The organism is Kitasatospora sp. NPDC101176 (genome assembly GCF_044768035.1).
In the GTDB taxonomy this organism is placed as follows: Bacteria; Actinomycetota; Actinomycetes; order Streptomycetales; family Streptomycetaceae; genus Kitasatospora.
In genome coordinates this window covers 31,220-44,728 of the sequence record NZ_JBIWPA010000002.1, presented here as the reverse complement: position 1 = coordinate 44,728, position 13,509 = coordinate 31,220, and the positions used below count along the sequence as shown (strand labels likewise).

Sequence of the window (13,509 nt, the reverse complement as noted above, 5' to 3'; positions counted from 1 at the left end):
TCTTCTGGTCTGACCAGTCTTCTGAGGTTTTCCCAAGCTGCGCCGTCCCCCAACCCCGGGTGGCTCCCGGACGGGGTTCCCGGGCCCACCGACCGTCCTGGTCGGCGGGCCGCAGGTGGCCGGCCTGTGCTGCGACGACGCTCGCTCCCCTGTGGGAGCCGCGGGAACCTGGAGGACCGTCGGGCCAGTGAGGCACTGGGCCCGGCCTCCGCCCGTCAGGCGGACGCGGCCCCGCGAACCCCGGCGGCCGTCAGCCGGCCGGGGCCGCGGCGCGGTCGAGCGCCAGCGGGTCGGTCACCGTGCCGGTCTCCTCGTCGAGCGGCCCCTGCGCCAGCCTGGTCACCTCTGCGGGGACCGGCGGCGCCAGGTCGGCCGTCGCACGGAGACCGGACAATACGTCGTCGGGTCGTACGGCGGGTGTGGCGTGTCGTACTACCAGCCGCAGTATCGCACAGGGACGGCCGGTCCGAACATCGCGGTCCGCTCCGGCGGCCGTGTCCGCACCGCCGTCGACCTGCGGCGGGACGAGGTCCAGCGCCGCCACGGCGCCGCGCGCGTCGAAGACCCGCACGCCGTTCTTGGTCGTGCGTTCGACCTCGACCCGCTCCTCGGCCAGGAACGCCTTGACCGCGCCGGCCGCCTCGTCCGGCTCGACGCCGTCCAGCCGGACCAGCCACTCGGAGGCCTCCAGGCGCTCCACGAAGTTCGGCGTCCGCACCTCGACCGCGTCGATCACGTCCAGGCCGAGCGGCAGCGACTCGTCCAGCTGCGCCCGCAGCTCCTCGGGGTCGCGCAGGGCGGCCAGACCGATCTCCAGGTACTCCGCCTCGCTCGCCACCCCGGTCGGGGCCGCGTTGGCGTAGGAGACCTTCGGGTGCGGGGTGAAGCCGGCCGAATAGGCCATCGGCACGGCGGACCGGCGAAGGGCGCGCTCGAAGGCGCGCTGGAAGTCGCGGTGGCTGGTGAAGCGGAGCCGGCCGCGCTTGGTGTAGCGGAGACGGATCCGCTGCACCGTCGGCGCGGGCGGCGGACCGTCGGGCGTACGGCGTGCCAGGGTCGCTCAGTCCTTAGTCAGTTGTCCCCGTCCGGCGCGGCGAACTGCCGCCACGGTCCGGACTCTGTCACCTCAAAGGGTACGCGCCCCGCCGCCCCCCTCGCTCCGCCCCTGGTCAGCCGTACGCCGACGACCCCCGGCCGGAGCGTTCCGGCCGGGGGTCGTCGGACCCGGGGACTACTTGTTGACGACGCTCAGCGGCAGCAGCTTCTTGCCGGTCGGGCCGATCTGGATCTCCGTCTGCATCTGGGGCTATATGGACACGGCCGTAAAACCGTCGATAGGTTCCCTGACATGGCAAAACGCTCCCGTACGGCGCGTGCCGTACAGCAGAAGGCGTACACAGTCGAAGCCGAATGGACCCCGGCAGATCTGGCGCTGCTGGAAGAGCTGAAGAGAGCCGAGACCGCCCTCCCCGCGGATGCGCCCCGCGCGCTGCTCTCGGTCCGGTTGTCCGTACTGACGGAGGACACCACCTCCCCCGTCCGCCAGGAGCTCGACCTCCGGCGGGAAGCTCTGAACCGGGGCTGCCGCGTGGTCGGCGTCGCCAGCGACCTCAACGTCTCCGCCACGAAGGTCCCGCCGTGGAAGCGGAAGCAGCTGGGCGAGTGGCTGAACGACCGGGCGCCGGAGTTCGACGTCCTCATGTTCTGGAAGCTCGACCGCTTCATCCGTCGCCTGTCCGACCTCAACACCATGATCGACTGGGCGTTGAAGTACGGGAAGAACCTGGTCTCCAAGAACGACCAGATCGATCTGACCACAGTCGTCGGAAAGATCATGGTCACGCTGATCGGCGGCATCGCCGAGATCGAGGCCAGCAACACCAGCACGCGCGTGGCGAGCCTGTGGGACTACGCGAAGACTCAGGGTGACTGGCTGGTGGGCAAGCCCACCTACGGATACGTCACCGGCGAGGACGAAACCGGAAAGGTCGTCCTCTATGTAGAGGAGGACGCCCAAAAGGCCCTGCACTGGTGCCGCCGTATGGCCAGGCGCGGAGTCCCCGCCACACGGATGGTCAAGGTCCTGAAGCGCTCGAAGCTGATGGGCGAGAAGCTCACGACCTCCACGCTGCTGAGCCGACTGCGCAACCCCGGCCTGAAGGGGTACCGCGTCGAGGTCGAGATGAAGGGACGAGCCCGCCGGTCGAAGCTCGTCCTGGACCAGAAGGGCAAGCCCATCAGGGTGGCACCGGGCATCTTCACGGACGACGAGTTCGACGAGTTGCAGGCCGACCTCGACAAGCGCAGCAAGAACCAGCCGCAGCGCCGACCCGGCGGTGCCACGAAGTTCCTCGGAGTCCTCGTCTGCGTCGACTGCCGGACGAACATGCTCAACCAGCGGTGCCGCGTCAAGGACCGGGTGTACGAGTACCTACGGTGCCAGGGCTGCAAGGGCGGAGGTTTGGGCGCACCCAACCCCGACACGATCAACGCCAAGCTCGTCCTCGACGTGCTGTCGGTGCTCGGCGACGAACCCGTTCAGGTCCGCGAGTACGCGCGAGGCGCCGAGGTTCGTGCCCAGGTGGCGCAGCTTGAGGAGTCCATCGCCTACTACATGAAGGAGCTGGAGCCCGACGGCCGCTACGCGAAGACCCGCTTCACCCGTGAGCAGGCGGAACAGACACTGGACAAGCTGATCACCGAGCTCGGAGAGATCGACCCCGAGACCACCGAGGACCGGTGGGTGAACGTGGCCAACGGGAAGACGTTCCGGCAGCAGTGGGAAGAAGGTGGCATCGAGGCCATGACCGTAGACCTTCTGCGGGTGGGCGTCCGCTGCGAGGTCACTCGAACCAAGGTGAAGGGCCAGCGGGCTCCCGCGATCAAGCTGCGACTCAAGATCCCCAAGGACTACCGTGACCGCCTGATCGTCAAGGAAGACGACTTCGCCAGCAAGCTCTGACCCGGCGACCGACACGTGGCAGCCCCCGGCGATCTAGTCCGGGGGCTGCCACCGTCAGTGCTTGGCCGGGTCGTACGGTTCCTCATTGCCGTCATCGTCCACGATGACGATCTCGCTCTTGATAACCGGCTGCTGCGCCTCCCTTAAGGCCCCGATCGCTGCATCCGGCGCGGCGGACGAAATGATCACGACACTTCCCCTTGCTGGTCGGAGCTGCCGGCGTCCTCGCGGGCCATCTCACGATTGGTGGCAATGTCTTCGGCGATGCCGGCGGCGATGAGTGCTTCGGCGGGGGTGTGGCCGGTCCCGGCGAAGCGCCAGGCGGATTCGGTCGTGGTGTCGGTGTCCCAGTCGGTGTACAGGGCGGGGGCGCCGGCGAGGGTGCGGGCGTGTTCGGCGCGGTCGGCTCGGAGTTGGCCGTAGGTGGTGGAGTAGACGCGGGTTTTGGTGAGGCAGTGGCCCCGGTAGCCGAGCATGTGGGCCCAGGTGTGCAGGCGCAGGTGGCGTAGTTCGGGGAGTTCGCCGAGTCGCCAGGCGGTGGTGATGAGGGCCCGGATGTGGGGCGTGACGTGCAGGGCTCGTATCTCGTCGATGGATTCGATGCGGCGGTCGACGGCACCGGCCGCCTCCACGCTCTTGCTCGTGTACTTGGCGACGTAGGCGGCTACCGCGTCGTCGGTGAGGCGTGCGCCGTCGCCGCCGGTGAGGGGGTGGGCGTCGAGCTGGGTACCGAAGCTGAGCCGTCGGTCACCGAATGCGGCAGATTCAGGGCATGACAGGGCGACGGCGGCAGCCGCGGAGCGTACGGTCTCCATCAGAAGATCCGCCGTTGCCCAGGGCGGGGGCGGGTCGGTGGGTCCCGTGGGTCCGTCGAAGCGGACGACGGCATGGAAGTGGACCGCGCCGCGCTTCTGGTATTCGGCGACCTTGGCGGCCGAGACGCGGATCAGCTTGCGGATGGCCGTGCGGCCGTGGCCGGTGCGGGTGGCGATGTGGTGGTAGAGGTTGTCGCGGAAGGCCTTCCACAGCGCGGGGGCGGTGGCGTTCCACAGGATGTGGCCGGGGTAGTCGTAGCAATCGGCGCAGAGCGGCTGTCCGATCAGCGGGTCCGTGTCCGGGTGGGTCTGGCCGCAGCCGTGTCGGCGGCCGTGTTCGCAGGGGCGGCGCCGGGCGCGGTGGCATTCGCCGGCGCGGTGGACCGGGCCGAAGGACGGCGCGGTGAGGGTGACGAACAGCCTCGGATGCGTGCGGACGGAGTCGGGGACGCCTTTGCCGCCGGTGAGGCCGGAGCGGACGAGGTGGTAGGTGTCGCCGCTGTGTTCGCGTGAGCAGGACGGGCAGCGGGTGGCGCGGCGGTTGCGGCAGCGGACCGGGAGTCGGCCTCCGGGTTCGGTGGCGGTCGAGTAGTGCCGCAGGACCTCCCCGGTCTCACGGTCCAACGTAGTCGTGTGCCCAGTGAGGTAGACCGGCTGCGCGCAGCCGCCGGTGGAGCGGATCTGCTCCAGCCAGCGGTTCAGGTCCGGCATCTCACCGAGGCGGACCAAGTCCCGTTCAATAGAGGGCAGTTGGCGCAGCCGCGCCTCCCGGGAGAGGTAGGCGCGGCGTGCGGCGGGGTCGGCGTAGGGGTTGGGGCCGGTCATGGTGGGTGTCTCCAGGGCCAGGGTTGGCCGGGCCCCGGCCGGGCCAGGGTGGTGCTGGCGCGGCCGGGGGTGGCGTGGGGGCGGGTGGAGGGGGTCCGGCGGATCGGGGTCGGTCCGCCGGTGGAGGCTGGGCTGGCTGGCACGGTGATCACTCGCTTTCAGGTGGCGGTGTGGGTGAGGCCTTGGACGATCCAGGTCACGGCGTAGACGATCGGGTCGGTCCAGCCGATGCGGTCGAGGTAGATGGCGAGGACGCCGACGAGGGCGACGTGCCAGGCCTTGATTTCGCCGGAGCGGACCAGGAGGAAGGTGGTCAGGGCGAGGAAGGCGATCAGGACGAGGGCGGCGCCGTTGCCCATCAGAGGTAGACCCCTTCGGTCGGCTCGTCGACGTGCAGGCCGGGCCAGGTGGGGGCGAGACGGGCGTACTTCCTGGCGGTGCGGCGGGCCTGGTCGGGGGTGACGTGGATCGAGCGGGCCCGAAGCCACTGCCCGTCGGTGTCCGCGGTGATGGCGACGCCCTGTTCGGCGAGCGCGATGCGCTGCGCGGCGGCGAGGGCGTCCTTGTTGAGGTCACCGAGCGCCATCTCCGCCGTACCCGCGTCGCTCACCCGGTGGCAGATCCGACCGGCCAACTGCGCCCGCAGCGCGGTGACGCCGGGGCCGAGGTCCGAGCCGACCCGCTGACCGGCGATCACCAGGTGGATCCCGAGGGCCGCGCCGAGCTGGGACAGCCGCAGAAGGTTGGTGGAGATCTCCCCGACCTCCGCCTTGTCCTCCCGGGTCGCCATCAGATAGAGCTCGGCGACCTCGTCGACGATCAGGACGACGGGCAGCACCCGGAGCTTGGCGGGCAGGTCCCAGATCGAGCGGGCGCCGACCGAGCGGCACAGCTGCATGCGCGCTTCCGTCTCGGCCACCAGCTCCGCGAGCAGCCAGGCCGCTTCCGCCCGGGTCGAGGCCAGCGCCGAGAGCCGGTCCTCGAACAACGAGAGTTCCATGCCGCCCTTGAGGTCGATGCCGAAAAGGGCGACGCGTTGCGGGGCGAGTTCCTTCACCAGAGAGGCGATCAGGGTGGACTTGCCGGAGCGGGTGGCGCCGACGATCAGCCAGTGCGGCGTGCGCCGGAAGTCGACCACCCACGCGCGCCCGTCCTCCAGCAGCCCGACGACCGCCCGCAGCACCCGCTGCTTCAGCTGGTACGGCACCACCGGTGCCCGCAGCGGGTCCCAGGCCAGCGCGGAGAGGGTGACGAATCCGCGCTCATCGGAGGACAGCCGGACGGCGTGCACGCGCCAGGCGTGCGTCAGCGCTTCGACCGCGGACAGGAAGTGGTCCGGGACCTGCCCCGGGTGCATTCGCACCGCCACATCCAGGCCGCCGCGCCGCAGCTTCGGCACACCGAGGCGGGGCGGGACCGGCTTGAGCGGATCACCCCTCACCACCAGGTCCCCCAGCAGCGCCCGGCCGGGACGCTTGGCGACGGCGAGGCCGAGGTCCGTGGTCAGCCGCCGCCAGGTGAGCCGGACCCGGATCACGGTGACCGGGTAGCCGAGCACGCACCACCAGATGTAGGGGTAGGAGCGCCGCAGCCCAGGGGCCGTGGCGAGCAGGACGAGCACCGTGGCCAGCAGCGCCACCCACAGGAGTTGGGCGAGGATCACGGCCGACCCCCGTTCTCAAGGGCGGTGTTGTGAGCCTCGGTCTCCAGGTCGCGCGCCTGGCCGGCCGCCTTGGCGGCGAGGGTCGCGATGTGGTCGAAGAGCTGGGCGCCGCTGCCGTCGCCGGCGAACGGGTTGACCTCATCGGCCAGGTCCCCGAGCTCACCGAGCAAGCGCCGCAGCCGGGCGCGGGTGACCGTGCTCATCAGGCCTCGCCACCCTTGCGCGAAGCGGTCGGCGCAGGGGCGGCGGCGGGGACGGGGGTGACGGCGTCGGCCCGGAAGGACAGACCGTGCCGGTCGCCCATCGCCCAGGAGAAGGCGGTCAGACCGGTGACGTGCACGCGCACGCCCTCCACGACGCCGACCGGCTCGCCCGACACGCTGATCTCGATGATCGAGGCCCGCCGGCCGTCCTGCCGCACCGCGACACCGACCGTGTACACGGTCTGCCCCTCACGGTCCTTCCTCACCTCCCCGGTCTCGCGGTTCGCGATCCGCACCTCCGGAGCAACGATGCAGGTCATCGTGCCGAGCCGGGTTCCATCCACGGGAATGGACTGCATGAGCGCACACTCCAAGGAAGCAAAGGCCGCTTAACGTCTGTCGTCAAACGTACTTACCTTTGCGCTTCGATGATGCCCCTCCTTGACGACCCGGCGCAAGCGATTCATGCTTACGTTTAACGCCTAGCGACTGACGACAGACCTACAGATGCCGCCCGACCAGGGCAAACGACCACTCACGAATCCTCGAAAACCACACGACACACGCGACGCAGGCCACCCCCGGCGCCTGCACCAAGGGGTCAACACCATGGCGATCATCCGGAACGAGCCGCTGCACAAGCAGGTAGCGGCGGCGATGCGACAGTCCATCGCCGCCGGCGAGTGGCCTCCCGGAACCCAGATGCCGACGGAGACCGATCTCGCCGAGAAGTACGGCGTGTCCCGCCCAACCGTCCGCCTTGCCGTTGCCGCCCTGCGCAGCGAGGGCCTGTTGGATGTGAAGCAGGGCCGGGGCACTTTCGTCCGCACCGCGGTCAACGGCCCCTCCGGCGCAATGGAGCGAACCGTCACCCACCGCGGCAGCGCCTTCGAGACGCCGGTTGACGCCTGGTTCGGCCACGGCGAGGACCCGACCGTCTACCGCACCCGCACCGACGCGGTCACGGCACCGCTGCTGGAGATGGAACAGGACGAGCTGTTGATCGGCGTCGATCGCCTGATCACCGACCCCGCCGGCGAGGGCCGCGCCCTGCACCGCCTCCTGCTCCCGATGGAACGTATCGAGGAGACGCCGCTCGTACAGCAGCCCAGTGCCACACCAACCGAGGCGTACGCGACGCTGGCCGCCGCCGGCCGCGAACTCGCCTGGCGCGAAAGGGTCAGCGCCCGCATCCCCCAGCCCGACGAGCGCGAAGCCCTCCAGCTGTCCGAAGCCGCCGTCCTCCTGGTCGCCCACCGCATCACCTACGACCAGGCCACCAACCTGCCCCTGCTCCTGGAAGAGACCAGGCTCGGCGCCGAAACCACCGCACTCACCTACGACATCGAGGCCGCCAAGCCCAAGCACACCGCCCGAACGGCCAAGGCAACCCGATAGCCGCAGCCCATCCCGACCAGCCCCCACGTCCGGACAGGGCACGGGAGCTGTCGCAACTTTCCTTCACTTACTCAAGCGGCGGCGCCGAGCGCCGCCGGGCGGTCCCAGCCGCCTCGGCCGGGCTGCGGCCTGCCGGCCGGTCCCGGCCGGGCGCCTGGCCCGCCCACGAGGCACAGCACGTTCAAGACCGAAGGCGCGTAGGCCCGTTCGCTGCCGCGCGATGGCCGGGGACGGGCGGCTCCACGGTTTTACCCACCTCCCCGGCCCGGGACCCGAGTCGAGCAAGACCGGGGGGCCACTCGGCCAAACTGCGGTCAGGCCCAAAAGCCCTGACCGAGTCGCAGCAGCTTACGGCCCCCCGATCATGCCCGACCCCAAACCAGGCAGGACACCGACCAAAACCGTTCCACCGCCCGGATCTGGCTCCCGTTTCAACGACCGCTAGCCAGAAGGACGCAGGGCTGCGGCCCATGCAGTCGGCTCACAGCGAGCGGGCACATCGCCGCACCTCCATGGAGATCTTCGCGGGTGCTGGCGGCCTCGAATACAGATCCCGTCACTCACTGTGACGCAAATCACTCACCTTGCAAGAGGTGTTAATTTCCGCTGGTCAGCGGCCCGATGGGGCCCAAGATAGCTCCAACCCAACCCGCCAGACTAGCGCCGCCAGCCGGTTATCCACAGCACCTGTGGATAACCGCCTTGGCCGATTGTCTTCCTGATGGACATGCTGTTGCTCAGCATCACCGAGAGGGCGCGGCCGTCATGCAAAGAGACGGCCCCCGTTGCAGCGGGAGCCGTCTCGGACCATCTCCTGGCGTTTGGACAGAGAGGTCGACTATGACAGTACCGATCGAACCCGAGGGTGCAACACCGGGTTACATGGCACCGCCCCTGCTCGCTGACACCATTCGGCTGGTGGCGGTGTCGCTGCCTATGACGATGGTCATCGCATTCGTCGGGATCATCTGGCTGATCGGCGCCATCATTCCGCCGGCACACAGCAACAGCCAGAAGACCGGCAGGCAGGCCATCGAGATGATTCGGATCATGGCCCGCAGAGAGGCCAAGTAGCGCTTCCTGGCTGCATGCCGCACCGTTCGCTGAGGTCACTGGACTGAGGCCTGTGCGGCATGCGCCAGCACCGGCCTCGGTCAGGCCAATTCGTCACGCGCGTGCGCTGCCAGGCACAGCAGTTCTTCGAGGCTCAGCCACCCTTCAGCAATGCCCTCCAGCCGCACCACCGGCCCTCCCTGGGCGTCGGTGTCGGCGATCGCCCGGAGGGCGGAGCGCTTCACACCGCACAGGGCCAGCAGCCCGTTCAGCTCGTCTGCTGTCCGCCGCGCGACTCTCCACCCGGCCGCGTAATCCACCCCCGGCAGCCACACCCACGAGTCCGGGTCGAGGCCGGCCGCCAACTCCGCACTGAAGTCGTCGTCCCCGTACAACAGTCCCTCAACTCCCCTGATTCACAACCGAACCGGCCAACCGTGCGCACACATGCCGAGGAGCCCGATACCATCGGCACCGGGTTCCGACCCACCGGACCACCCCACATCCCGCCAAGGTCACGGGGTGGTCCGGCACGTCTTCAGTTGTCCCTGCTCAGACCAGGAGCCCTACCGCGAGGCCTCGCCCGCACCGGGGTCGCGGCCGAAGATCCGCCGGAACAGCTCCGCCTCATCCAGCCCGGCCATCGGATCCTCAACCCCGGTGCGCTCCCGCCAGATCCGCCGCGCCAACCGCTCTTGAGAGCTGTCGGCGTACCGAAGCTCGGCGAACCACGCCCTCACGTCGCGGTGGACCGCACGTCGGCTCGGGGAGACGGCCCGCACAGGCCAGGAGAACTGGCCGTACAGCGACCACCACCACACGACCCTGCCCCACCAGGTACGGGGGTCGTGCCGGATCACGGGCGCACCGCCGGATCGGCCGGGTAGAGCTTGACCACGTACGGGGTGATCCCGACGAACGCGAGCGCCCGAACCTGCCCGTACATCGCAAGCCGGTGCCCGATCGACGGGACCGCGCCCGGTCCGAACAGGTCGTCGAAGTACTTCCACTGCTCCGCGTCCAACGGCAGCGCCCGCAGCGAGCCGAGCAACGCGGTCAGCGCGTCCGACAGCTGCGAGAACCGCGCCGTCTCCGTGACCCCCCGGACCTCCACCGCCACCGGGAACGGGTACGGCGCGTTCAACTGAGCGATGCGCCCGGTTCCGGTCATGACCTTCCCTTCCTGCGCGCGCGGCGCTTGCACGCCGGCCCGATGAGCTTGCGTTCCATCACTTCGAGTTCGACCCGGACCCGCACCGAGGGCTGGCGCACCCGCTTCACCTCGCCGACGAGCGCCGCCTTACCGCCCCTGAGCGGCGCGTCCGTGTCCAGCGCCCACCTCAGGTAGTCGCCGATCGGTTCGATCGCCTCGCCCAGCGTCGCCGGCTGGTCGACGGGGAACCCGCGCTCCACCGCCTCCAGCAGCTTGACCAGGGACTGCACGTGCAGCAGCGCGCCCCGGGCCGTGGCCAGCAGCTCCGCGTGCCCCATCTCCTCCAGCGGCACCCCGTCCTTGATCGCCTCCCCGGCCCAGTACGCCTCATCCACCCGCCACTGCCCCAGGCTGAACGCCAGGTGCGGAAACCGATCAGCCGGACGAGGCTGCGCCCCGGCACCCGCCTCAACAGGCAGGCCCGTCACGCCGCCACCTCCCCCGCGCGGCGCGGGTGCCACCTGTGCACACCAACCGCCTGACCGTTCACGACGATGAACCGCGCCAGCGCCTTCCGCAGCCCCGCACCGCAGTAGAAGCACCGCGTCCCCGCCACCCCCGACGCCCTCCCGAACCTCACCGCACACCACCTTCCGGGCCCACCAGAGCCCAAACGAACTTCCCGACACCACCCGGCCGGGGCTGACAGCCCCACTCCACCGACAAGGCCTCCACCAGGCACAACCCCCGGCCGGACACGTGGTCGGCGCAGGTGGACCGCCGGATCACCGGCCGATCGCCGCTCGCGTCGTGCACCTCGATCCGAAGGTGGTCAAAGACCAGCTCGAACCGGACGGCGATGCGCCGCCCCTTGGGCACCTGGGCGTGCACCACGGCGTTCGTCACCAGCTCAGACAGCACGAGCAGACCGCCCGGCAGGAGCACAGACGCACCCGGGACGCCGATCATGAAGTCCCGCAGCAGCAAACGAGCCCTGGGAACCGACAACCGATGCCGCGGGAGTGTCGCCTCGAACACGGACGTCCCAACGGCCAGCTGGCCGGCCCCAGTACCGCCTTGGGGTTCACCCGAGCTGATCACGCACGCCACCTCCCGGCGCCCAAAGGGAGGCCCGAACCTGGACGTTCCGGCCTTTGACACCAGGTTGCCGAGAGGGGATGTGGACTTCGTACCCAAGCTGATTACCCAGTGTGGGTAAACTCACAGGTAATCAACTTCCATGCGGCGACTGCTGATCAACAGTGGGGGCAGTGGTGACCGAGGCCCGCGATCCGGACCGGCTCCCGGTGGTCCTGCTGTCCAACCCAGAGATGATCGCTGCATGCCGAGGACGCGACTTCGCCGCCGTCTTCCGGCTGCTCAAGCTGGCCGGGATCTACCCCTCGCTCATCGCCCGCGCCTGCGACATGACGCCCAGCCGGGTCGGCGAAGTCATGGCGGGCAAGCGCAAGATCGAGAAGATCGATCTTGTCGAACGCATCGCGGACGGACTGCACATCCCGGGCCGCATGCTCGGATTGGCCTCCCGGGCGTGGGAGCAGAACGCCGTGGCGGCTGGGCCCCGAGGCCACGCCGAGGCGCCAGCCGTCAGCGGCCACGGACTCAGCGCGCCGATCGACCCGGAGTTTTTCGTCAGCCACCTGCGCACGGCCATGCCGGGCCACTACAGGGCCGCGAACCTGCTCGGGTCCCGCCACGCGCTCGACGCGGTGACCCGCCACGTCCAGTTGCTCGACCGTCTCCAGCAGCACGCCGGCGGCCGCTCCCGGGATGAACTCCTGACCATCGGCGCCCGCACCGCGGAATTCCTGGGCTGGCTAAACCAGGATCTCGGGGACTTCGGCCAGGCCCTCTACTGGTCGGACCGCGCGATGGAATGGGCCCAGGAGAGCGGCGACGACGTCATGGCCGCTTACGTCCTCTTCAGGAAGAGCAACCAGGCCACCGCCCAACGCAATGCCCAGAAGGCCGTCAGCCTCGCTCGCGCCGCACAACGTTCCGTCGGGGCCACGAACCGCATCCGAGCTCTGGCCGCACAGCAGGAGGCCCAGGGCCACGCGATCATGGGCAACCCCCGCTTCGCGCAGGCCAAGTTCGACGAGGCCCACGAACTCGCCGCCGAGCCGGACGACTCACACGCCGACGACGCGCTTGATCTGGCGTACTGCACGCCGACCTACATCGAGATGCAACGGGCGAACTGCTTGATCGACTTCGGTGATCCGCGCACGGCCGTGGGCATGTTCGAGTCGGAACTTCGATCCTTGCCCCCGATCTACCGCAACGACCAAGGCGTATACCTCTCCAGACTCGCACGCGCCTACGCGGGAACCGGCGAGCCGGAGCAGGCAGCCACCGCAGCCGGCCGGGCGCTCTCAATCGCCATCGACACCGAGTCCGCCCGGGCCATGTCCGAACTATCGGCAGCAGGCAAAGCCCTCCAGCGTTGGCACTCGGTACCCGAAGTAGCCATGTTCACCAGCCGTTTGACTTTGATGAGCGCGCGGACCCCTCTCGACCGCTGACGACTTGATGAGAGAGGCTGAGCCCATGGACGCACTGATCACGGCCGCCACTTCCGCAGACGAACGCCGACGCGGCGCCAAGGTCGCTGTGCTGCCGGTCGGCAGCTTCGAGCAGCACGGCGATCACCTGCCGCTCACCACGGACACCGTCGTCGCCAGCCTGATCGCCCAGCGGATCGCCACCGACTACGACCTGTTCCTGCTGCCGCCCATCACGATGTCCTGTTCGCATGAGCACGCGCACATGCCCGGCACCGTCAGCATCAGCGCCGCCACGCTCTACGCCGTGATCAACGACATATGGAAGTCCCTCCAGGCGTCCGGGGTCCCCGGGCTCCTGATCGTGAACGGCCACGGCGGCAACTACGTCCTCTCGAACGTCGTCCAGGAAGCCAACACCGCTGGCCCGCGCGTCGCCCTCTTCCCCGTCCGAAAAGACTGGCACCAGGCCCGCGAGGCCGCCGCCCTGGAGAGCTCCGGCGCCGAGGACATGCACGGCGGCGAACTGGAAGTGTCCCTACTCCTCCACGGCGCTCCCCACCTCATCCGCGACGGCATCGAGGGCGACGACCACGACGCCCCGGAGCGCCCCCACCTCCTCACTCTGGGCATGGCCGGCTACACCCAGAACGGCATCATCGGCCGCCCGTCGCTCGGAACAGCCGAGAAGGGCAAAGCCATCCTGGAGAGCCTGTCCAAGTCGGCCGCCGCCCACCTGTCACTCATAAGGGGTAGCTGAGAACAACCTGGTATGGCTCGAAAGTGGACACCAAGGTCGCGCGGACATGTCAACCAGGACGATGGCGGAGGTAGGACGCGGGGCAGGGCCATCGGCCTCAGCGCATGTCCTGGAACTGCATGCCACTCCGCGAGCCGACCGAAGGTGCTGAA

The 13,509-nt window shown here is 69.4% G+C and carries 16 protein-coding genes; 5 read left to right on the top strand and 11 right to left on the bottom strand.

Translation table 11 applies throughout. From position 1 onward, the window contains the following. Positions 1 to 250: 250 nt before the first annotated feature. Positions 251 to 1,012 (bottom strand): TIGR03936 family radical SAM-associated protein, encoded by a 762-nt coding sequence (locus ACIRS1_RS02935; protein ID WP_402836379.1) that lies wholly within the window; start codon positions 1,010 to 1,012, stop codon positions 251 to 253. A gap of 336 nt (positions 1,013 to 1,348) precedes the next feature. Here ACIRS1_RS02935 and ACIRS1_RS02930 point away from each other — a divergent pair, with 336 nt between their 5' ends. After that, entirely contained in the window at positions 1,349 to 2,962 is a 1,614-nt protein-coding gene (locus ACIRS1_RS02930) for a recombinase family protein (protein ID WP_402836378.1), read from the top strand. A gap of 54 nt (positions 2,963 to 3,016) precedes the next feature. Here the strand turns inward: ACIRS1_RS02930 and ACIRS1_RS02925 are convergent, their stop codons facing one another. From ACIRS1_RS02925 to ACIRS1_RS02900, 6 genes are all read right to left on the bottom strand, one after another. Further along, positions 3,017 to 3,151, bottom strand: coding sequence for a hypothetical protein (locus ACIRS1_RS02925; protein ID WP_402836377.1), 135 nt, complete (start codon positions 3,149 to 3,151; stop codon positions 3,017 to 3,019). Then, a complete protein-coding gene (locus tag ACIRS1_RS02920) occupies positions 3,148 to 4,602 on the bottom strand; it encodes a replication initiator (RefSeq protein WP_402836375.1) in 1,455 nt (484 codons plus the stop codon). The genes ACIRS1_RS02925 and ACIRS1_RS02920 overlap by 4 nt, the downstream gene beginning before the upstream one ends. Positions 4,603 to 4,760: 158 nt before the next feature. Continuing rightward, positions 4,761 to 4,961 (bottom strand): hypothetical protein, encoded by a 201-nt coding sequence (locus tag ACIRS1_RS02915; RefSeq protein ID WP_402836373.1) that lies wholly within the window; start codon positions 4,959 to 4,961, stop codon positions 4,761 to 4,763. Continuing rightward, positions 4,961 to 6,265 carry an FtsK/SpoIIIE domain-containing protein gene (locus ACIRS1_RS02910; protein WP_402836371.1) on the bottom strand — a complete coding sequence of 435 codons (1,305 nt, stop codon included), beginning with the start codon at positions 6,263 to 6,265 and terminating at the stop codon, positions 4,961 to 4,963. The genes ACIRS1_RS02915 and ACIRS1_RS02910 overlap by 1 nt, the downstream gene beginning before the upstream one ends. Continuing rightward, positions 6,262 to 6,468, bottom strand: coding sequence for a hypothetical protein (locus ACIRS1_RS02905; RefSeq protein ID WP_402836369.1), 207 nt, complete (start codon positions 6,466 to 6,468; stop codon positions 6,262 to 6,264). The genes ACIRS1_RS02910 and ACIRS1_RS02905 overlap by 4 nt, the downstream gene beginning before the upstream one ends. Next, positions 6,468 to 6,827, bottom strand: coding sequence for a hypothetical protein (locus ACIRS1_RS02900; protein ID WP_402836367.1), 360 nt, complete (start codon positions 6,825 to 6,827; stop codon positions 6,468 to 6,470). Before ACIRS1_RS02900 ends, ACIRS1_RS02905 begins: the two co-directional genes overlap by 1 nt. A 250-nt stretch (positions 6,828 to 7,077) precedes the next feature. On the opposite strand from ACIRS1_RS02900, the gene ACIRS1_RS02895 reads away from it, so the two are divergent. Together ACIRS1_RS02895 and ACIRS1_RS02890 are read left to right on the top strand one after the other, a co-directional pair. Continuing rightward, on the top strand, positions 7,078 to 7,866 hold the full coding sequence (locus ACIRS1_RS02895; RefSeq protein WP_402836365.1) for a GntR family transcriptional regulator: 789 nt from the start codon (positions 7,078 to 7,080) through the stop codon (positions 7,864 to 7,866). An 840-nt stretch (positions 7,867 to 8,706) separates the two neighbouring features. Beyond that, the gene (locus ACIRS1_RS02890; RefSeq protein ID WP_402836363.1) at positions 8,707 to 8,940 is read left to right on the top strand and encodes a hypothetical protein; all 234 of its coding nucleotides are present in this window, start codon (positions 8,707 to 8,709) and stop codon (positions 8,938 to 8,940) included. Between the two features lie 80 nt (positions 8,941 to 9,020). Here the strand turns inward: ACIRS1_RS02890 and ACIRS1_RS02885 are convergent, their stop codons facing one another. From ACIRS1_RS02885 to ACIRS1_RS02870, 4 genes are all read right to left on the bottom strand, one after another. Next, positions 9,021 to 9,314: a hypothetical protein gene (locus tag ACIRS1_RS02885; protein WP_402836361.1), complete on the bottom strand. Its 294-nt coding sequence runs from the start codon at positions 9,312 to 9,314 to the stop codon at positions 9,021 to 9,023. A gap of 461 nt (positions 9,315 to 9,775) precedes the next feature. Next, on the bottom strand, positions 9,776 to 10,090 hold the full coding sequence (locus ACIRS1_RS02880; protein ID WP_402836359.1) for a hypothetical protein: 315 nt from the start codon (positions 10,088 to 10,090) through the stop codon (positions 9,776 to 9,778). After that, entirely contained in the window at positions 10,087 to 10,467 is a 381-nt protein-coding gene (locus tag ACIRS1_RS02875) for a hypothetical protein (protein ID WP_402836357.1), read from the bottom strand. Before ACIRS1_RS02875 ends, ACIRS1_RS02880 begins: the two co-directional genes overlap by 4 nt. A gap of 241 nt (positions 10,468 to 10,708) precedes the next feature. Next, the gene (locus ACIRS1_RS02870) at positions 10,709 to 11,059 is read right to left on the bottom strand and encodes an ATP-binding protein (RefSeq protein ID WP_402836355.1); all 351 of its coding nucleotides are present in this window, start codon (positions 11,057 to 11,059) and stop codon (positions 10,709 to 10,711) included. A 284-nt stretch (positions 11,060 to 11,343) separates the two neighbouring features. Between ACIRS1_RS02870 and ACIRS1_RS02865 the strand changes: the two genes are divergently transcribed. Further along, positions 11,344 to 12,618: a tetratricopeptide repeat protein gene (locus tag ACIRS1_RS02865; protein WP_402836353.1), complete on the top strand. Its 1,275-nt coding sequence runs from the start codon at positions 11,344 to 11,346 to the stop codon at positions 12,616 to 12,618. 25 nt (positions 12,619 to 12,643) lie between these two features. After that, complete coding sequence (locus ACIRS1_RS02860) at positions 12,644 to 13,357, top strand: creatininase family protein (RefSeq protein ID WP_402836351.1); 714 nt, start codon at positions 12,644 to 12,646, stop codon at positions 13,355 to 13,357. Positions 13,358 to 13,509: the final 152 nt, after the last annotated feature.